Genomic DNA, 18241 nt, shown 5'->3' with positions numbered 1-18241 from the left:
CTTCAAGGAGCCTCCCGTGACCCCCTCACTGACTTTATCGGCCTCGTCCGAACGCTTGCCCGTCGGCGCCTTGCTCGCGCTGGCCATGACCGGCTTCATTTGCATCGTCACCGAAACCCTGCCCGCCGGTCTGTTGCCGTTGATCAGCGAAGGCCTGGCGATTTCGCCGTCGATGGCCGGGCAGATGGTCACGGCCTATGCGCTGGGTTCGGTGCTGGCAGTGATCCCCATGACCATCGCCACCCGTGGCTGGCGTCGGCGCAATGTGCTGCTGCTGACCATCGTCGGTTTTTTGCTGTTCAACTCGATTACGGCGTTGTCCTCCCACTATGGCGTGACCCTGGTGGCGCGTTTTTTTGCCGGTGTCGCGGCAGGGTTGGCCTGGAGCCTGTTGGCCGGTTACGCCCGGCGCATGGTCGCGCCCCATCAACAGGGCAGGGCGCTGGCGATGGCGATGGTCGGCACGCCGATTGCGCTGTCGCTGGGCGTACCATTGGGCACTTGGCTGGGCGGGCTGGTGGGCTGGCGAACCACCTTTGGCCTGATGTCGGGGCTGACCCTGATATTGATCGTGTGGGTGCTGGTGAAAGTGCCGGACTACGCGCCACAACCCGCGCACCAACGGCTGTCGCTGGGTAGAGTGCTGACCACCCCCGGCGTGCTCCCGGTGCTGGCGGTGGTGATCAGTTGGATGCTGGCGCACAACATGTTGTACACCTACATCGCACCGTTCGTGGCGCAAGCAGGGTTGGCCGAGCGTGTGGACCTGGTGTTGCTGGTGTTCGGGATCGCCGCATTGGCGGGCATCTGGATCACCGCTCGGTTGGTCGAGCCTTTGCTGCGCCGCACCGTGTTGGTGAGCCTGGCGACGTTCGCGCTGGTCAGTGGGGTGTTCGGCTCGTTGGGATCAAGGCCTGAGATGATCTACCTCGGTGTGGCGGTCTGGGGCCTGAGCTTCGGCGGCGCCGCCACGTTGTTGCAAACCGCGCTGGCGGATGCGGCGGGCGATGGGGCGGATGTGGCGTTATCGCTGAACGTAGTCGCGTGGAACAGCGCAATCGCCGGCAGTGGCGTGCTGGGGGGAGTGTTGCTGGACACCTGGGGGGTAGCGGCGTTTGCGTGGGCGATGCTGGTGTTGGTCGGCGTGGCGCTGTGCATTGTGTGGACGGCGCGGGCCCATGGCTTCAAACCGGGAAAACGCTCTGCCGATGGGCCGGCGGCGGTGGGGCATTGAGCCGAGCCTAAGCCAGTTTCACATTCATGGTGATGCGCGCGGTAAACACCTTGATGTCGCCTTCATCGAAGATATCCACCGCCACGATCTTGTCCCCGGCGCTGTGCCAATCGACGCTGCTGCCGTCGGCCACCGCGCGAATGCTGGTTTTCGCCTTGGCCAGGTATTCGACCGTCATGCCTTTGGGAATCCAGCGGGCGCCGGCCGGAATCGAAGCATCCGTCATCATGCCGCCGGCCAGTTCGGCGGCATTGCACAGCGCAATTGCGTGCACCGAGGCCAGGTGGTTGGTGATCTCTTTGCGAAACGGCACCGTGACCACCGCGTGGTTTGGGCGCAGCTCAGCGATCTCGGGGTTGATGGTGCTGAAGTACGGCGCCATCTGGCACGCCAGGTTGCTGAATGCAGCGGGGCCTACGCTATTGAACATGCTCAGTGCTTGGCTCATCGGATATCCTCAGGGTTAATTAACAGAATTATATTCTGTTGCGGAACAATATTCCGTTTTATCTGCGAGTGTCAACCCGGCCGATCAACCTATAAACTCCTTTTCATTTGGCGCTTTCCTGCATGCATTCCATCGACCTCATTGATCGCACCTTCCCCGGCCGGCGCAGCGACCTCAAGCGCACCATCCTGCGTGAGGCGCTGGCGTGTTTTAACGAGGTGGGCATCGAAGCGACCAACATCGAGACCATTCGCGCACGCTGTGATACCAGTGTGGGGGCCATCTATCATCACTTCGGCAATAAGGAAGGTCTGGTGGCGGCGTTATTTTTCGCGGCGCTGGAAGATCAGGCGGCGCTGCGCGATCGCTACCTGCAGGATGCCCATACCGCGCACGAGGGGATCGTTGCGCTGGTGTACAGCTATGTCGAATGGGTAGACGCACAACCGGACTGGGCGCGCTTTATGTTCCAAAGCCGTTTCGCGGTATCCAACGGCCCGCACAAGGACGAACTGGTGTCGCGTAATCGCCAGCGCAACCGGCAGTTGCAGGACTGGATGAGCGCCGAGGGACGCCAGGAATATTTCAGCCACCTGCCCGCTGAACTGATCCCTTCGCTGATCATTGGCGCAGCGCAAAGCTACTCGCGAGCCTGGCTGTCGGCCAAGGTTAAAAAGAGCCCCCAGGCGTATCGAGAACGACTGGCCGAAGCCGCGTGGAATTCGATCCGACAGGCGCCGCACTAAAGTGCAATGTGAGGGTCCATAAGTCCCGCTCAATCCTCACGATAAGATTTAAAAACATGCACTTACGCAAGCTTGCTGTTGGGCTGTCGGCCCTTGTTCTGTTGTCCACCGGGGCACATGCCCAGGTGGCGATGGACCTCTACTCCAGCCAGGAACAACGCCTCTCGTTCGACAGCTGCGCCGATATTTTCCCCGACGCTACACCGATCAAAACCGCCACTGTCCCCACCAGCATGAAGCCGCTGGCGCTGTGCTCCGACCATTTTGCCGTGCTGTATTCGCAAACCAGCAAGACGCCGCTGCTGGTGGTCGAGCGCTTGAACGCGCGTCAACTCAAAGACGCCAAAGGCGAAGAGCGCACCAACCATTTCTACGCCGACCCGCGCATTCCCAAGGCGGGGCGCGCGGAGTTGAGCGACTACCACGGCCAGCACCCGGCCATGGACCGTGGCCACCAATCCCCGGCCGCCGACGCACCCGACGCCAAAGCCATGGCCCAGTCTTTTGCGCTGTCGAACATGGTGCCCCAAGACCCCACCAACAATCGCAAGATCTGGAGCAAGGTCGAGGCCGACGTGCGCAAATTCGCCGTGCGCGCCGGCGGTGATGTGTATGTGTTCACCGGGCCGTTGTTCGATGCGGGCTACGGCACCATCGGCGATAACCAGGTGTGGGTGCCGACGCGGCTGTTCAAACTGGTGTACGACGCCTCGTCCAAGCGGGCCTGGGCCTATGTGCTGCCCAATGCCGAAACACGTATTCAGCGGCCGATGGATTACGCCACCTTTGTGAAGACCACCGGGCTCAAGTTGCTGGGCAACCTTCCGGTGTCGGGGTCGGTGGGGCGCGGCTGACAGCGGGGTGACCGTGTTCGCCTTTAACTGACTGGCATTCAGCCTTGCGGGGGCTCGAAAGCTCCCGCTTCACTCTATACTCCCTCCCTCGCACTCATCCCTTCAAACCAAGCGAGATTCGCCATGAGCACCTCCCTTCCTCTGACCCCCACGCGCAAGCCCCTTGCACCGTGGGTGGCCTTCATCATCCTGGTGCTGGGCGCCGTGCTCCTGCAAACCAGCGTCGGCTCGCGGCAAGTGCTGTTGCTGGCGGTCGGCGCCGCGTTGGGCCTTACGCTCTATCACGCCGCGTTTGGTTTCACGTCGGCCTGGCGCGTCTTCATCAACGAGCGCCGCGGCGCCGGTTTGCGCGCACAGATGGTGATGCTTGCGCTGGCAGTCCTGTTGTTTTTTCCCGCGCTGGGCGCCGGCACCTTGTTCGGGCAACCGGTGACCGGGCTGGTGGCGCCGGCCGGGGTGTCGGTGGTATTTGGCGCGTTTATCTTCGGCATCGGCATGCAGTTGGGCGGCGGCTGCGCGTCGGGGACGTTGTTCACCGTAGGCGGCGGTAATGCGCGGATGCTGGTGACACTGTTGTTTTTTATCTGCGGTTCGCTGATCGCCACCCACCACGTGGACTGGTGGTTTGCACTGCCTGCATTCCCGGCGGTGTCCATCGTCAAGAGCTTCGGCGTGCTGCCGGCCTTGCTCGCCAGCCTGGCCATGTTCGCGCTCATCGCCGCCGTTACCGTCCGCCTGGAAAAGCGCCGTCACGGCCAGCTTGAACCCGGCGTGCACAGCGAACACCAGGGCCTGCGCCGTTTCCTGCGCGGCCCGTGGCCATTGGTATGGGGCGCGATTGGCCTGGCGCTGCTCAACTACGCCACCCTGGCCCTGGCCGGGCGCCCATGGGGCATTACCTCAGCGTTCGCGTTGTGGGGCGCCAAAGTGGCGAGTGGTTTGGGTGTCGACGTCAGCGCCTGGGCGTTCTGGCAGATGCCCGGCAATGCCAAGGCCCTGGCCGCGCCAGTGTGGGAAGACATCACCAGCGTCATGGACATTGGCATCGTCCTGGGCGCGTTACTGGCCGCCGGCCTGGCCGGACGTTTCGCCCCCAGCCTGAAAATCCCGACCCGCTCGCTGATCGCAGCGGTGATCGGCGGCCTGCTGCTCGGCTACGGCTCGCGCTTGGCGTACGGCTGTAACATCGGCGCGTATTTCAGCGGCATCGCCTCCGGCAGCCTGCACGGCTGGGTGTGGTTGGTGGCGGCGTTTATCGGCAACGGCGTGGGCGTGCGCCTGCGGCCGTTTTTCTTTGCGGGGGAACGGCGCCCGGTGGGGTTGAGCGGTTGCTGAGTCAGCTTTGCGAAGAAAGATCGGGTACCTGAGCGGCTTCGGCCGCGAGCTTTTCGCGGTCGGCTTTGCTGATGTACCTGTCCTTGCTTTTCGGGGCCAATTTGGCGCTGGCCTTTTTGGCTTTGGCCTTGAAGAGTTGCTGGAGTTTTTTCTGGCGGTTCATGGGGCTTACCTGGTGTGTAATCGTGCGGATGATACCAGCTTGAAAACCCTGGTCGTTGAGCCCGCCGACAATCGCGTCGGCAGACTCACGCCGGTAGTCTTTCCAAGGGTTAAACGGCGGCGTTGCCGCGAGTGTTCGCCACCTCTGGGCGATGCTTTACAAACGTCGCCTTTACCCTTTTGGACACCAGCAAATAAGGCACCCACACAAACACGCCGATAAGCACCCTTATCATCTCTTTGGTTGTGTCGTAGTCGAAGATGGGCTCATTGACCAACACAAACGAGGACACCCAGGCATCAAGTGGAACAAAAACAGCCGATGCAACGAGCGCGGCGATATAGAGTCTGGGGAACAAGTAATGCTCTGTGAAAAAGAGATAAGTCAGGTAAATGGAAAAGGTCGCCATTATTGACGCGTAGAGGGCTTCCGAAATCAGAAACGGCGCCCAAAGCGCGTTATATAGATGCGTACCCGGCGTTGTCAGCGCGGTGAAGGAGCCATCCGTGAATATCGGGTAATACACCGCAATGACGCTATAGGAGAGGCGGGCAACCGTTAACACCAGGCCTATTCCAACCAATATGAGCCAGCCTCGTAGTCCTCTTGGATGCTTGCTTTCTTGCATGTTTCGCTCCGTAAATAACCTACATAATGAATCAACAGTGACGCGCATGCTTGCTCGATATCGCCCCGTGTGGGGTCAATCCAAATAGGACTTCGCCAAAAACTCAGTCATCAACTGCACCACCTGCTGCTGAATGATTGGCCGCGCCCGAGCCCCCTCGCCATCCCGACAAATCATCCCATCCCCCGGCGAATCCTCTTCAATCAACGCCATGCCTCCCGGCTTGCAGATCGCCATAAAACTGAAGTGGGTCGCATCGCCAATCTCCACATACCGCGTCGTCGCTTTCGGCATGCGCCTCACCATATCGGCAGACTCCAGTTCCGGCGCCATGTCCTCCGTCGGCACACCGCCCGCAATCACCAACACCGGCACCGACAGCGCCGCCAGGCTGGCATCGGTAAAACCGCGCGACAGGCCCAGGTCCAGCGACACAACGGCTGTTACCCGCGGATCGCTCAAATCCGCCGCCAGTTGCGCCTTACCGGCGGGCGTAGCGGCGGGGTTCATCTGTTTATAGCCAATGCAACCGCCCAACTTCGGGTGCACGCCGCAGTCCCGGGCAAACAAATCGGGATCAAACCGCGCACCGGCGATTTCCATCACTGTCCAGCCGCCGATGGAATGGCCCACTGCCGCAATCCGCCCCTTCGCCACCGCACCAAACGGCTGCGGCTGCGCAAGCACGGCATCGATGGCGCGGCTCAGGTCCCTGGGCCGTTGCCACAACTGCGCGGCAGCGGCGGGGCTGCGGTCCTTGCTGGTGGTGCCCGGATGGTTGACCGCCGCCACGATATAACCCTGGCGGGCCAACGCGCTGGCCAGCCACACTTGGTTGCCCCAATTGCCGCCATAGCCGTGGGACAGCACCACCAACGGATGCTCGCCCCCAGCCGGCGCCGCACCGGGCACGGCGAGAGCGCCGATGAACACCGCGTTGTTGGCAATCAGCTCAGGCGTGGCGGTAGTGACGGCGGGGTACCAGACGGCCATTTGCAGCGCACGCTGGTCGTGCGCGTCGGGCAGGGTGACGGTTTGGAAGCCGATGGCAGGTTCATCCGCAAAGCAAGGCAGTGCCAGGCAAAGCAGCAGCAGCGCACAGAAAGCCGTTTTCATTGTGTCTATCGTCCATGATGAGTTCGAAACCGCAGCCGTATCAGGGTAACGCGTAACCTTCGTAATCCAGCGCGATCGTATCGTTTTTCGGGTAACTCACATACACCACCACCGCATCACTGTTGTCGACCAGCGCGTAGGGCCATTTACCATTGGCTTTGCGCATATCCTCATAAAACGGCAGGAAAAAATCCTTGGTCTGACCTCGCGGGTCGTAGGGCGCCTGCACCTGGAAAATCGGATAGTGCCCGCCGTTGCAGAGCTGGATGCGTTCAAGCTGGAAGTGGTTTTTTTCCAGCAACGTGCGGGTGGGGTGCTGCCAGGTGGCCAGGTCGACGTCATGGCAATCCTTGGCCGTGTCGCTGTAGAGCGTGGTGTTTTCCAACGCGGGCAACGCATAGGCCAAGGTCGGTAGCGACAACAGCATTAAGGCGAAAAGGCGCGGCATGGCGGCGGTCCGGGAGGAGGGGAGCAGGATTGTAAATCTATTTGCCGGCCTCGGGACCTGTTGTTCTTTTGTGGTGAGCGGGCAAGCCCCGCGCTGGGTTGCGAAGCCGCCCCAATAAGGTCAACGCCGTGTGTCAGGATTAACCGAGTCCAGGTTTAGGGCTGCTTCACAGCCCTGCTCGCTAAGCGCTGAGGAATTCAACCGCAGTGCACGGCATTGGTACGTCCTAGCAATACTCCTACAGCATGACGGCAGGGGTTAGCCGTCTCAGATGAGTTTGGGATGTTGATTGAGCCCGAGCAGAATGTAGTGCCCGAGCATGCAAAAAATCTCGACTCAAGCGATGATAAGGCAAAATGCCACCTCTCATAAGGACATACCCGTGGAAGCCTCAACGACCATTCGCAGCATGCTGGCCAACAACCGCATCGTGGTGCCCGCCTATCAACGCGCCTATGCTTGGGATACGCCAGTTGAAGGTTCGACCCGCGTCAGCCAGACACAGGTGTTTCTCTCCGATCTGGAAGCCTACCGCAGCAGCACTTCCCGCAGCCCTTATTACTTCGGCCATTTCCTGTTTGAGCAGACGCAGGGAGAGTATCGGGTAATTGACGGCCAGCAGCGCCTGACCACGATCACGCTGTTTCTGGCGGGCGTGTTCGCATGCTTGCAAACCAAGCGCGCCCTGACCGAAGATGAACAGGACTGCTACAAAGACATGATCAAACGGGAAAGTCAGATCCACTTCAAGACGGTCGACTACGACAACCAGACCTTTGTCGATTATGTGATCAACCAGTCCAGAAGGGTCGCCCCTGCTTCGCTGACCACATCCGCCCAACGACTCATCAATGCGTTCGACTTCTTCAAAAAGAAGCTGGGCGCCCAGCCTGAAGCCTACTTGACCGACATGCTGCGGATTGTGTCCCAGGCATCGTGCAGTACGCACCCGGTACGAGACGAGGCTGAAGCCATCCAGATGTTCATCTTCCAGAACAACCGCGGCAAGCGCCCGTCCAACCTGGAGGTGGTGAAGGCGCAATTCATGTATGCCATCCATCTTCATGGCGAAAACCAACAAGCGAAAGACAGCCTGATCGAAGAAATCCAGAATCGCTTTGAGACCATCTACAAGTCGATCTCGGCGATTGAATATCGGATCAATGAAGACGACGTTCTGCAGTACACCTTGCGCGTTCACTTCAATTCCCTGTGGGAAAGCGGCGCGCTGGACCGGATTGAAAAAATGCTCGCAGCAGAGGCGCCTCTTGAATTTGTGAAAAATTTCACCCATTCATTGGCTATCAGTTTCGAGCATTTGTCGGTTTTCTTCGGTGATGACGAGCAAAGCAGTTTTTCGATCCACTCACTGGTGACCTTGGGCGGGATCGCCGTCGTATTACCATTTGTTCTCAAGGCCTATCGCTTTGGTCTTCCGCTATCGGACAAGAACCAGCTTTGCGTCGCCTTTGAGAGCCTGATCATCCGCCATCGCTTGATTGGCACCCGTGCGGATATCACGTCCCGCATCAATGATGCTTACGAGGCGTTTACCAGCGACGCGCCGTCGATAGCTCCGGTCCTTGAGCTTATCGCCTACCTCAAGACTACAAAAAATTGGTGGTGGGCCTATTGGAACAACGAAAAGCTGGCGGAGGCGCTGGAAGTTGAAATCGGTCACCCGACCGCCAAGCACCTGCTGTGGAAATATGAAGTGCACCTGAAAGGACAGGGTCAACGTGGCTACAAGCCGCAGCGCTACAGCGACATCAAGCGTCCAGAGCTGGAACATATCGCTCCTTCCACTGAGCCCACAGCTCGTCCACATGGCTACGGTACCTACGACGAAATCTTCAAAGGCGAATACCTGAACTGCCTCGGCAATTACCTGCTGGTGTCCAAATCCCACAACTGTGCCGTGGGAAACATCCCGTTCGCCGAGAAACTGGCAACCTACGAGCACAACGCCCAACAACAGGAAATAGCGAAGTTTGCCAGCGCTGGTAGCGTTTGGGATCAAGATGCAATCCAGGTTCGTCACGATAAAATCGTCGCCGCGCTGATGGCTGAACTTTAAATGAATTGCGCTCCGGCCCTGGTCTAACGAAGAAAGGGGGCGGATTATTTACCCTGCTCTAACGTCTGGTTCGGGTCGATTGCTGACTGTCGCGAAAGGCAGCAATCGACCCATAGCTGCCGGTGACAGCCACCAGAAAACGGCTAGAAGAAGTGGCCAATGGATGGCACGAACCTGTTGCGCTCTTAGCGTTGGACCGGTTTCACTTGGTAGATAAGGAGTTGCACGGCGATTATGGTCTGATCCTCGACTAAAAATAATAGCTTGAGCACCTTTCCATGACTAATATCAGGGAGTCCCGGCTATAGTAAAACATATACGCAGATATCCTGAAGGGAATGAAGAGCAATGACTGATACGATTCTGATTAAACCGAAGTTGGTAAATAGCGCCACCTCATATTGGGCCATGTTTTACTACGCTATCCTGAAAACTGTGGCAAATCAGAAAAATATTAAGTATCCGCTAACTCAGGCTTCTCTTGAAAGTTATCGAGGTGTACTAAAACATCCGGCAAATTTTTTTCATCAGATGAGAAGCGGCTTAAAAAATCATGGTTTTGAATATCTCATGATTGACTTTCTTCGATCTCAGGATGGTAGCGAAATTTTTGATCAGCTAACCAATTCTCTTCTGCAGGAAAATGGAATAAGCGATTTCGATGTAAAATTTTTAAATATATTTAAGCTGGGCTCTGATTCCCTCGTTAGTAATCGAATTTCTGGGTATCAAAACCCAGATGTGAAGATTTTTTTGCCAGGTCGCACAGAGTCAGTTTTTGCAAGAAAAAAGGCGGGCTTGTCAATTTCTTATTCCGCGGGAAATATATCCGCAGCTTTTAGCTTCTGCGACTTGTTTATCATGGTTTCCGATGGTGAGAAGCACACCTATGGTTTTGTAGGCGAAGTTGAAGGACAGCATGGTGAGCGTCTTTTTCGAGATGATTATTGGGGGAAAAAAGATGGTCTCAAATCAAAATTTGCTACTTTTGCCCTCGGCGCGTCTGACCGAAAGAAGAATATTGAAACGGTGAGCCCAAAAGGTAATATTGTTCTTCACCGAGATGTCGGTGGAAGATGGATAGTGCATTTTTCTGACTCTTTAGAATTTGTCAAAGATTTTACCCATGCCATTAGCAACTTGGAGCTTTGCCTAGGCGGGCATTCATCAAATATTCGAATAACCGATAAGGCACATGAGAACGTCCTGGCTTTAATAACTAAAAATTGGGGCGTGGATAAAGAGATCGTTTTTTCTCAACTTGAACAGTTGATAGATTACTCGGTCGACACACATACGTTTTACTATCAAAACAATCTCGAAGAGATAAGTATGGCTGGAGATGCGAATTACAGTCCATCTTTAATTGTTTTGGAAGATGAATTCTTTTTGCATAAAAAGAAATGACTAGAGTAATCGGCATTAGATTTGCTAGTTACGAGGATGATTTCGAATGGAGTGGTATGAGCAGCAAAATCGTGAAGTTATTCAGCGTGAGGCTGGTCACTGCGCTCCATCATGGAATCGATACTGACCATATAGAAATCGTCTCACGACGAAAACAGCTATTATGGCCACTGCAATTTAATTATCTTCCCAGGATTACATAAAATTGATGATGCAAAAGCATTAATCGAATCTAGGATTCGGACGTCGATGGCAGGCGCAGTGGCACAGCTTATTGAACGCAAAAAAGTGCAATGGAGTTGCATGATGAACATTTTCGAGAGTAATTGTGCAGATGATTTCGAAAAAATAAATGAATATTTGTCTTTTGTTTCGGGTTGTTATCCAGAGAGCTTTATGGATAGAGAGAATACGAATTTCGAGTCAGGATTTGAGCACCTGACGCGCTCAACAACGTTCTACACAGCCTCGGCCGAAAGGCCCCATTCACCCTCGACAGCTGTCCGAGTGAAGGGTTTCTTTTTGTCTTCATGCCACTTCCGGCGAATGAGCAAACGTGCCCACTCAAAACTCGCGATGTGAAAAACAACAAGCCCAAAAAATATCGCCGGGTCGTCGTAACTCGGTTATGACGACCCATCGATGTGAAGGATCAGCTACCGGGCCACAGCCCCCTCCCGCTCCATCAACTTATCCACCAACAAAACCCCCAACTCACTCAACTGATGAATCGCCAACGCCACATCCCGTTGCTTCCCCGTCAACTCGTCCGACAGGTCCAACAATAAAGCAGTCACCGAAGAAAACGTTTCATAGCTATTGGCGAGCAACATTTCACTGCTGGCATCGTCCGCCACACTGAACAGCGATGTCGAGGGCGGTGGAGGAGGTTCTGGCGGCTCACCGCCGGGATTCAGGTGGTAATCAATCGCACGATGCGCCGCCTGATCAAGCTTCAGGTCCGGGCCGTTTGGAGGGTTTGGCGTGACTTTGAACATACTTGGAATTTCCCATTTAAGGGCCGTCACCGCTTAGCTACTAAACAAAGGGTGGCAGCTGTGCGCAGGTTAGTAGACCGGGGAATTCCAAGAAAGCCGGCGCGCCCGAAGGCGCCCTGCGCACAGCCACCATCAAACACAGACAAAATGTCTGATGGACAGAGCTTATGCACTAGCTGGAATTGACCTCGGGCTACTAAACCCGATCACTGAGTTGTCAGCGACCGAACCACCTTAGAGACGCCCACTCAAGCGCACAAGCCGGCGGATTCTGACGCAACTGTAGGCAATGGAGCAAGATGGGAGGCTTCTTGTAGGACTTGTCCTCGTTCCGCAACGCCATCCCGACTCTCCACACAAAACCCGTGCTCCCATTTTTCCTCGATTCCCCTTGGTATTACCCAACATCCCCCCATAACTACCCCTGTCTCCATCAACCGCAAGGACAGACCATGACCAACCCAACCGAAACCGCCATCCTCGCCGGCGGCTGCTTCTGGGGCATGCAAGACCTGTTGCGACGCTACCCCGGCGTGCTGCACACGCGCGTCGGCTACACCGGTGGCGACGTACCCAACGCCACCTATCGCAACCATGGCAACCATGCTGAAGCGATTGAGATCGTGTTTGACCCGGCGGTGATCAGCTACCGGCAGATTCTTGAGTTCTTTTTCCAGATTCATGACCCGAGCACGCCTAACCGGCAGGGCAATGATCTTGGGCCGAGCTATCGTTCGGCGATTTACTACCTGAGCGAAGAGCAAAGGGATATTGCCGAAGATACCGCGGCTGACGTGGACGCCTCCAAGCTGTGGCCGGGGCCTGTGGTCACGCAAATCGAGCCCGCCAGTGCGTTCTGGGAGGCGGAGCCGGAGCATCAGGATTATCTGGAGCGGATACCGAACGGGTATACCTGCCACTTCATACGGCCGAACTGGAAGTTGCCCAAACGGGCCTGAACCGCAATCGCACCGGGAACATGCGGGCCAGCCTCAGCCCTCACAACTCTGCTTGTTGATTTCGAACTGTCCCACCTCTTTTACGTTTTTGCTGCCAAAAATGTAAATGAGGGTCCCGCCTTGGGACAGTATCGATTGGTCGCTGCGCATTTGTGCGGCGCAAGTCGCCTGGGTGATGTTTGATTTCATCACGTCCAGGTCAATCTCATTGGGATGGGTGTCGTAACGGGTCAAGGTGTAATAGAACTTGAGTGCGTGACTGTTGGCCGCTTGCGCCCGAACGAAGGTTATATCTTCGTCGATTTTTCGATTCTGGGGCGTTGTTCGCGCGGTCACGATGATGAGGTCGCTGAGAAAGGTGGTTTTGCTCGGCTGCGGTGTTTCCTGAAAAGCCTGTATGACCAGAACCCCCACCAGGCTCAAAAACAGCAACCCCCACGCCGAATACACGAGCGTCTTCCTGGATTTTTCGCTGGGCATGGATGTCATTCCTTTGAGGTTGTTCAAGGCGGGCATTCTACGGCAACCCGCCTTGTTCGACAGCCTTGCGGATCTGCGTTTGTGCGCACGGCTGCGACGCTGGGGGCATCAGATCAAAGGTGCAGCGCCGGTCTGGTCCGGGCACTGCCATGTGCAGAAGGGACCCGAACACGCAGCGCAATCAGCAATGCAGCCAGCAGCATCAGCACGGCCGCCGCTACGAATACGCCTGCGCTGCCACCGAGGCTGAACATCGCACCGCCGGCGGCGGCGCCGGTTGCGATGGCCGACTGCACAGAGGCCACCACCATGCCCCCGGCGCTTTCCGCCTGGTCGGGTACCGCGCTGGCGACCCAGTTCGACCACGCCACCGGCACGCCGCCAAAGGCCAGGCCCCAGATCGCCAGCAGCACCGCCTGCCCCGGCACCGAGGCCGGTAACAGCACCAACGCCAGTGCTGCAACGCCCACCAATGCGGGCATCAACACCAGCGTGGCCAGTGGGCGGCGCTCCAGCAACCAGCCGGCCAACAGCGTGCCGACGAAGTTCGCCACCCCAAACCCCAGCAACATCAGCGACAGCCCCTGTGGGCCGATGCCGGTCGTGCCTTCGAGAAATGGCCGAACATAGGTGAACATCGCGAAGTGGCCGCTGTGCACCAGCACACAACCGAACATCCCTATGGCGATGCCCGGGCGCCGCAACACCTCCAGGACAGTGCGCAGGCGCGCCGGCCGGCGCGGCGCAAGGCTTGGCAGCGTGAACGACTGGAAAACCAGGGTCACTGCACCCACCGCCGCCGCTGCAAAAAACGCGCTGCGCCAGCCATATAACGCGCCCAGGTAGCTGCCCAGCGGCACCGCCACCACCGTCCCGACGGCAATGCCGCTGAAAATGATCGAAAGCGCTCGCGGCAACAACGCACCCGGTACCAAACGCATCGCCACCGCTGCCGCCATGCTCCAGAAGCCACCAAGGGCAATGCCCAGCAGGATACGCATCACCAAGAGCACCGCGAGGCTGGAGGAAACGGCGACCAACAGGTTGGACACGATCATCAGTGTGGAAAACCCCAGCAACACCCAGCGGCGGTCGATACTGCGGGTCAGGCCTGGCACCAACAGCCCGGCGAACAGCGCCACCACGGCGGTCACCGTTACCGCCTGGCCAGCCAGCGCTTCGGACACCCCCAGATCGGTCGCCATCGGCGTCAACAGGCTGGCCGGAAGGTACTCAGCGGTCAGCAAGCCGAACACGCCCATTGCCAATGAGAAAACGGCCATCCACGCGGCGGTTGCAGGTTCTACCTCCGTCCCGGCGCCGGGACGGCTGTCGGATACGGCGTTACACATACAGTCAGTCATTGCACGGATCTCCCAATCTTCATTGCGATCCGCAGTCTAGGCGCGCGAAATCGGATGATCTATGATCAAGAAACTCGATTTTTTGACTGAAACACCTGAACGATGCCTACAGATCAGTTTGCTCTGTCCTCGAATCTCATCAACGAGCTGTTGCGCGGCATGCGCCTGCGTGGCGTCGAGTACCGACGTATCCAAGCCGGGCCAGTCTTCGGCCTGGGCTTCGCTGCCAAACCTGGGCACGCCTGGTTCCACTTCCTGGCGGTCGGCAATGCGCTGCTGCGCATGGACGATGGCACCACGTACGCGCTGTCTGCGGGCAACGCCGTGTTCATCTCCCATGGCGCGGCCCATCAACTGTTGTCCGATGCGGATGTGCCTGTTCAGGACATCGACCGTTTGGACGGTGCCCCGCTCGGTGATGCCGTCTGCGCGGTGGAGACCGGAACCGACGCCAGCCTTACGCCGGCCACCCTTTTGTTCAGTGGCTGCATGGAGTTTGAACTGGGCAGTATCCACGGCCTGGGCAGACTGATGCCGGGCCTGATGCTGATTGATGCCGGTGGCCAGCGTTACCCTGGACTGATGCCCATCCTGACCACCATGGAGCGCGAAGTCAGCGCCGCACGGGTCGGTTTCGCCGGCATCCTCGCGCGGTTGGCCGACGTGGTGGCGGCCATGGTCGTACGCGGTTGGGTGGAGTGCGCCTGCGCAAATGCCTCAGGCCTGGTCGCCGCCTTGCGTGATCCACGGTTGGCGGGTGCGCTGCTGGCGCTGCATCAACAGCCGGGGCGCGACTGGACCGTTGCGCAGCTGGCGGCACACTGCAACACCTCTCGCTCGGTCTTCGCCGACCGTTTCCAGATGACCATTGGCATGGCCCCGCTGCGCTACGTCACCGAATTGCGGATGCGGCTTGCGAGCCAGTGGCTGACACTCGAAAGGCTGCCGATCGAAGAGGTGGCGCTGCGCTTGGGCTACACCTCTCAGGCCGCTTTCAGCCGCGCATTCAAGCGCATCACGGGCACGACGCCAGGGTTAAGTCGCCAGTCGAGGCAGCTCACTGCTCCCTGACGAATTGACTGGCGCCCCGGTATTGATCTGATACACCGCGGTCAACCGCTTACATGTCTTGCAACTTGATCGCCTGCTCGACCGTCACGGGAGCAAGCTCCCTCGCCACGGGCTCAACCTGGTACTTGAGATGTGTAGATATCCATGAGGAAGCCGAGCGCAGGTAATGGATGAGCCAAGTGGGCGGCGAACGGTCGGCGCCCGCTGCTTTTGGCCAGCTATCAGTCACGAGAGGCGACTTTCGACCCATAGCTGACTTTCACTTGGACAAATCATGAATGCCTGGGTATTCCTGGTGGGAATGCGGTGCATAAAATCAATGAATTTTTATTATTTATGTTTTTGACCTAAGTTGATTCAAGGACATGGAGAACGGCCTTGAAATCACGACTTAACTCAGCTGAAAAGTTTGATAACGCTCGAGCCAATGAATACGGACGACAGAGCCGTATCGCACTGGCAGGTTATGACGCCTGTCAGGACTTGGTGGCATGCATGCTCGCGGCAAGCCTTGAAAATATGGGCTCTGCAAAAATTCTGGTAGTCGGCGCAGGCGGTACGGCACAGGAGATCATTGCGATGGCCAAGCTTGAGCCGGGCTGGCGCTTCACCGCCGTTGATCCATCTGAGCCGATGCTGGAAACCGCGAAACAGCAGTTAGCTGTAAACAGCGTGCTTGAAAGAACGGACGTGCATCTTGGGCACGTTGAAGACTTGGCCGCAGATGGGTCCTACGACGCAGCCACTTTGATCGGTGTACTCCATCACCTTGATGGGGATGATGCCAAGAGAGAAATTTTACGATCCATTCGGGCTCGTCTAAAACCTGGGGCTCCGCTGATTGTCGCCGGCAATCATTATGCCTATGCCAGCCAACCTTTACTCCTCGCAGCCTGGGGGCAGCGTTGGCGGCAGCATGGAGCCAGCCCGGATGAAGTGAAGGTCAAACTTGGGAAAATCCTTCAAGGCGCTGACCCTCCACATTCTGAAGCGGCTGTTCAGAAGCTTTTGCATGATGAGGGCTTTGGGGACGCTACCCGTTTTTTCAGCAGCCTGTTCTGGGGGGCTTGGTTAACGTGTAAAGCAGTCTGACCGGTGATCCAAGTGGCAGCTTTTGGCCGCACAGCCGACAGAGACAACCGGCTAAAAACACCCCAAAACGATCTGTCAGTTGCTTAAAGATCGGCCAAATCGAAGAGGGTCGGAGGCCGCTCTGTGAACTCACTTGCTTATCTGCTAAGCGTTACCGCACGATGCCGGCTCAAGAGCAAGGACCGGCCCCATGACCCAGCCCCTCGAACAAGAAATCTCAATGTGAATTCACCAGACTATACGGCTAAGGGCGACGACCTCGGCAACCGCATGATGAAGGTCGACCATGCGGGCGAGCATGGTGCGATCTGTATCTACAGCGGACAGTTGTTTATGGCCCGGCTTTTCGTCCCGGGCATGGTGAATGAACTCAAGGAGTTCCTTTCCCACGAGCGCCGCCATCGGACGGTTTTTCAGGAGGAGTTGCGACGTCGCGGTTATCCCCGCTGCCGTAGTTATTGGTTGTGTGGTATCGGCGGTCTTGCGTTGGGTCTGGTTACTGGCATCTGCGGCCGCAAAGCCATTGTCGCGACTACCGTCGCGGTTGAGAGTGTGGTGCTCAAGCACCTGGCTCATCAACTTGATGTGCTGGGCGACATCGATCTCCACGCGGTGGCTGCCATTACTTCGATTGTGGAGGAGGAGCAGCACCATCATGACCACTCGGCAGCGCAGATTGATGTGCGTGATCCCTGGTTCAGGGTACTGAAACCGATGGTGACCGCATGGACCGAGGCGGTAATCTGGATGGGTATGCGTTCTTAGAAAACGGGTGTTATTACCCCATTTCACTGTCGCAATCTTTTAGACACGTGACTGGTTGCTTCTGGTCGAAAGCAATCGAGCATGAGCCGCACCTACCCACTGAATCATCCCCGCGCCTGCCCCAACAACCAACGTGCAAACGCCCGAATCGGCGCACCGCTCAGCTCAAGAGGCTCGGGCAGCACGAGGCAAAACGTCTTGGCGATATTCGTCGCCTGCGGCCATGGCGCAACCAGTCGGCCTTGCGCCAACTCTGCTTCCACGTACAGGCGTGGTACGAGGGCCACGCCGAGACCGGCCAGTGCGGCTTCGATCAACATCGCATGCAAATCGTAGCGCGCGCCCATGGCGGCGTTGCTCAGGACGATCCCGGTTTCCTGGGCATAGCGCTGCCATGCATCCGGGTTCTGCCGCCGGTGAAGTCGCGGCAGTGAATCCAGCGCCGTTGCCTGCTTGCCCGGGTTCAGGAGGGCAGGGTGACAAACCGGAATCAGCACTTCATTCAACAGGCGGTGGGTGTGCATGCCTGTCCAGGCCGGGTGCTCGAAATGGATGGCAGCGTCCAAGCCGCTGCCTGCCAGCACAAACGGTTCCATGCGTTCCGAGAGGTGCACACAGATGTTCGGGTGTTGTTGGCCAAAGTCAGGCAACCGCGGAATCAGCCAGCGCAGGGCAAAGGTGGGGCTGACGGCGATATCCAAGCTGGCGCCGTCGCTGGGCTGGCCCATCAGGTACTGGCTGTCCCTGTCGAGTCGGTCGAGCAGTTCGCGTACTTGGGCGGCGTAGCGCTCACCGTTAGGCAGCAGTCGCACGCGGTTGCCAATGCGCTCGAACAGCGTAACGCCCAAAAAGGTTTCCAGGCGGCCGATCTGCCGGCTGATGGCGCCTTCGGTCAAGGCCAGTTCGTTGGCGGCGCGGGCGAAACTGCCATGGCGGGCGGCGGTTTCAAAGGCCATCAGGGCCGCGTTACTGGGGAGCTTTCGACGCATGGGCGTTCCTGGTTCGGGTCAAGGCGTCCAGCTTGACGTTTGATCATTGAAGGGTGCCGAAATATCG

19 protein-coding genes are annotated in these 18241 nt (G+C 57.7%); 10 read left to right on the top strand and 9 right to left on the bottom strand.

The features are described 5' to 3' along the window. The first annotated feature begins 16 nt into the window (after nucleotides 1-16). A complete protein-coding gene (locus PSH66_RS20370; RefSeq protein ID WP_305427551.1) occupies nucleotides 17-1234 on the top strand; it encodes an MFS transporter in 1218 nt (405 codons plus the stop codon). Between the two features lie 7 nt (nucleotides 1235-1241). On the opposite strand, the gene PSH66_RS20365 is transcribed toward PSH66_RS20370, so the two are convergent. Further along, nucleotides 1242-1682 (bottom strand): hotdog fold domain-containing protein, encoded by a 441-nt coding sequence (locus tag PSH66_RS20365; RefSeq protein ID WP_305427550.1) that lies wholly within the window; start codon nucleotides 1680-1682, stop codon nucleotides 1242-1244. Nucleotides 1683-1804: 122 nt separating this feature from the next. Between PSH66_RS20365 and PSH66_RS20360 the strand changes: the two genes are divergently transcribed. The 3 genes from PSH66_RS20360 (at nucleotide 1805) to PSH66_RS20350 (ending at nucleotide 4617) form a co-directional block, all read left to right on the top strand. Beyond that, nucleotides 1805-2428 carry a TetR/AcrR family transcriptional regulator gene (locus tag PSH66_RS20360; RefSeq protein WP_305427549.1) on the top strand — a complete coding sequence of 208 codons (624 nt, stop codon included), beginning with the start codon at nucleotides 1805-1807 and terminating at the stop codon, nucleotides 2426-2428. A gap of 56 nt (nucleotides 2429-2484) precedes the next feature. Next, nucleotides 2485-3282 (top strand): DNA/RNA non-specific endonuclease, encoded by a 798-nt coding sequence (locus PSH66_RS20355; protein WP_003175191.1) that lies wholly within the window; start codon nucleotides 2485-2487, stop codon nucleotides 3280-3282. Nucleotides 3283-3405: 123 nt separating this feature from the next. Then, entirely contained in the window at nucleotides 3406-4617 is a 1212-nt protein-coding gene (locus tag PSH66_RS20350) for a YeeE/YedE family protein (RefSeq protein ID WP_305427548.1), read from the top strand. Between the two features lies 1 nt (nucleotide 4618). Here the strand turns inward: PSH66_RS20350 and PSH66_RS20345 are convergent, their stop codons facing one another. From PSH66_RS20345 to PSH66_RS20330, 4 genes are all read right to left on the bottom strand, one after another. Further along, a complete protein-coding gene (locus PSH66_RS20345) occupies nucleotides 4619-4780 on the bottom strand; it encodes a DUF2986 domain-containing protein (RefSeq protein WP_305427547.1) in 162 nt (53 codons plus the stop codon). Between the two features lie 109 nt (nucleotides 4781-4889). After that, nucleotides 4890-5408: a DUF2569 domain-containing protein gene (locus PSH66_RS20340; RefSeq protein WP_078825508.1), complete on the bottom strand. Its 519-nt coding sequence runs from the start codon at nucleotides 5406-5408 to the stop codon at nucleotides 4890-4892. Between the two features lie 75 nt (nucleotides 5409-5483). Then, entirely contained in the window at nucleotides 5484-6524 is a 1041-nt protein-coding gene (locus PSH66_RS20335; protein ID WP_305427546.1) for an alpha/beta fold hydrolase, read from the bottom strand. Between the two features lie 40 nt (nucleotides 6525-6564). Beyond that, nucleotides 6565-6972, bottom strand: a complete 408-nt coding sequence (locus tag PSH66_RS20330) for a hypothetical protein (protein ID WP_078734016.1) — start codon at nucleotides 6970-6972, stop codon at nucleotides 6565-6567. Between the two features lie 382 nt (nucleotides 6973-7354). Here PSH66_RS20330 and PSH66_RS20325 point away from each other — a divergent pair, with 382 nt between their 5' ends. Together PSH66_RS20325 and PSH66_RS20320 are read left to right on the top strand one after the other, a co-directional pair. Then, entirely contained in the window at nucleotides 7355-9049 is a 1695-nt protein-coding gene (locus PSH66_RS20325; RefSeq protein WP_042945057.1) for a DUF262 domain-containing protein, read from the top strand. 348 nt (nucleotides 9050-9397) lie between these two features. Then, entirely contained in the window at nucleotides 9398-10456 is a 1059-nt protein-coding gene (locus PSH66_RS20320) for a hypothetical protein (RefSeq protein WP_305427545.1), read from the top strand. Between the two features lie 656 nt (nucleotides 10457-11112). Here PSH66_RS20320 and PSH66_RS20315 read toward each other — a convergent pair. Further along, nucleotides 11113-11454 carry a DUF6124 family protein gene (locus tag PSH66_RS20315; protein ID WP_003175182.1) on the bottom strand — a complete coding sequence of 114 codons (342 nt, stop codon included), beginning with the start codon at nucleotides 11452-11454 and terminating at the stop codon, nucleotides 11113-11115. Between the two features lie 452 nt (nucleotides 11455-11906). Between PSH66_RS20315 and msrA the strand changes: the two genes are divergently transcribed. After that, nucleotides 11907-12413: a peptide-methionine (S)-S-oxide reductase MsrA gene (msrA, locus tag PSH66_RS20310; RefSeq protein WP_003175181.1), complete on the top strand. Its 507-nt coding sequence runs from the start codon at nucleotides 11907-11909 to the stop codon at nucleotides 12411-12413. A gap of 33 nt (nucleotides 12414-12446) precedes the next feature. Here the strand turns inward: msrA and PSH66_RS20305 are convergent, their stop codons facing one another. Both PSH66_RS20305 and PSH66_RS20300 read right to left on the bottom strand, forming a co-directional pair. Beyond that, nucleotides 12447-12893: a hypothetical protein gene (locus tag PSH66_RS20305; protein WP_003175180.1), complete on the bottom strand. Its 447-nt coding sequence runs from the start codon at nucleotides 12891-12893 to the stop codon at nucleotides 12447-12449. A gap of 113 nt (nucleotides 12894-13006) precedes the next feature. After that, on the bottom strand, nucleotides 13007-14257 hold the full coding sequence (locus tag PSH66_RS20300; protein ID WP_305427544.1) for an MFS transporter: 1251 nt from the start codon (nucleotides 14255-14257) through the stop codon (nucleotides 13007-13009). A gap of 102 nt (nucleotides 14258-14359) precedes the next feature. Between PSH66_RS20300 and PSH66_RS20295 the strand changes: the two genes are divergently transcribed. The 3 genes from PSH66_RS20295 (at nucleotide 14360) to PSH66_RS20285 (ending at nucleotide 17185) form a co-directional block, all read left to right on the top strand. Further along, a complete protein-coding gene (locus PSH66_RS20295) occupies nucleotides 14360-15328 on the top strand; it encodes an AraC family transcriptional regulator (protein WP_141063232.1) in 969 nt (322 codons plus the stop codon). 378 nt (nucleotides 15329-15706) lie between these two features. Next, nucleotides 15707-16420, top strand: a complete 714-nt coding sequence (locus PSH66_RS20290) for a class I SAM-dependent methyltransferase (protein ID WP_141063231.1) — start codon at nucleotides 15707-15709, stop codon at nucleotides 16418-16420. Between the two features lie 222 nt (nucleotides 16421-16642). Next, on the top strand, nucleotides 16643-17185 hold the full coding sequence (locus tag PSH66_RS20285) for a demethoxyubiquinone hydroxylase family protein (RefSeq protein WP_042945046.1): 543 nt from the start codon (nucleotides 16643-16645) through the stop codon (nucleotides 17183-17185). Nucleotides 17186-17289: 104 nt separating this feature from the next. Here PSH66_RS20285 and PSH66_RS20280 read toward each other — a convergent pair whose 3' ends face one another. Then, entirely contained in the window at nucleotides 17290-18174 is an 885-nt protein-coding gene (locus PSH66_RS20280; protein ID WP_305427543.1) for a LysR substrate-binding domain-containing protein, read from the bottom strand. Nucleotides 18175-18241 lie beyond the last annotated feature (67 nt).

It is taken from the genome of Pseudomonas sp. FP597, assembly GCF_030687435.1.
Lineage (GTDB): Bacteria > Pseudomonadota > Gammaproteobacteria > Pseudomonadales > Pseudomonadaceae > Aquipseudomonas > Aquipseudomonas lactucae.
The sequence above is the reverse complement of the archived record's forward strand: the minus strand, read 5'-3'. Positions and strand labels throughout refer to the sequence as shown.

What these genes read in the sequence shown, in the direction of transcription:
- PSH66_RS20365 (WP_305427550.1), bottom strand. Translation starts at nt 1,682, where the DNA reads ATGAGCCAAGCACTGAGCATGTTCAATAGCGTAGGCCCCGCTGCATTC.
- PSH66_RS20360 (WP_305427549.1), top strand. Translation starts at nt 1,805, where the DNA reads ATGCATTCCATCGACCTCATTGATCGCACCTTCCCCGGCCGGCGCAGC.
- PSH66_RS20355 (WP_003175191.1), top strand. Translation starts at nt 2,485, where the DNA reads ATGCACTTACGCAAGCTTGCTGTTGGGCTGTCGGCCCTTGTTCTGTTG.
- PSH66_RS20350 (WP_305427548.1), top strand. Translation starts at nt 3,406, where the DNA reads ATGAGCACCTCCCTTCCTCTGACCCCCACGCGCAAGCCCCTTGCACCG.
- PSH66_RS20345 (WP_305427547.1), bottom strand. Translation starts at nt 4,780, where the DNA reads ATGAACCGCCAGAAAAAACTCCAGCAACTCTTCAAGGCCAAAGCCAAA.
- PSH66_RS20340 (WP_078825508.1), bottom strand. Translation starts at nt 5,408, where the DNA reads ATGCAAGAAAGCAAGCATCCAAGAGGACTACGAGGCTGGCTCATATTG.
- PSH66_RS20335 (WP_305427546.1), bottom strand. Translation starts at nt 6,524, where the DNA reads ATGAAAACGGCTTTCTGTGCGCTGCTGCTGCTTTGCCTGGCACTGCCT.
- PSH66_RS20330 (WP_078734016.1), bottom strand. Translation starts at nt 6,972, where the DNA reads ATGCCGCGCCTTTTCGCCTTAATGCTGTTGTCGCTACCGACCTTGGCC.
- PSH66_RS20320 (WP_305427545.1), top strand. Translation starts at nt 9,398, where the DNA reads ATGACTGATACGATTCTGATTAAACCGAAGTTGGTAAATAGCGCCACC.
- PSH66_RS20315 (WP_003175182.1), bottom strand. Translation starts at nt 11,454, where the DNA reads ATGTTCAAAGTCACGCCAAACCCTCCAAACGGCCCGGACCTGAAGCTT.
- msrA (WP_003175181.1), top strand. Translation starts at nt 11,907, where the DNA reads ATGACCAACCCAACCGAAACCGCCATCCTCGCCGGCGGCTGCTTCTGG.
- PSH66_RS20305 (WP_003175180.1), bottom strand. Translation starts at nt 12,893, where the DNA reads ATGCCCAGCGAAAAATCCAGGAAGACGCTCGTGTATTCGGCGTGGGGG.
- PSH66_RS20300 (WP_305427544.1), bottom strand. Translation starts at nt 14,257, where the DNA reads ATGACTGACTGTATGTGTAACGCCGTATCCGACAGCCGTCCCGGCGCC.
- PSH66_RS20295 (WP_141063232.1), top strand. Translation starts at nt 14,360, where the DNA reads ATGCCTACAGATCAGTTTGCTCTGTCCTCGAATCTCATCAACGAGCTG.
- PSH66_RS20280 (WP_305427543.1), bottom strand. Translation starts at nt 18,174, where the DNA reads ATGCGTCGAAAGCTCCCCAGTAACGCGGCCCTGATGGCCTTTGAAACC.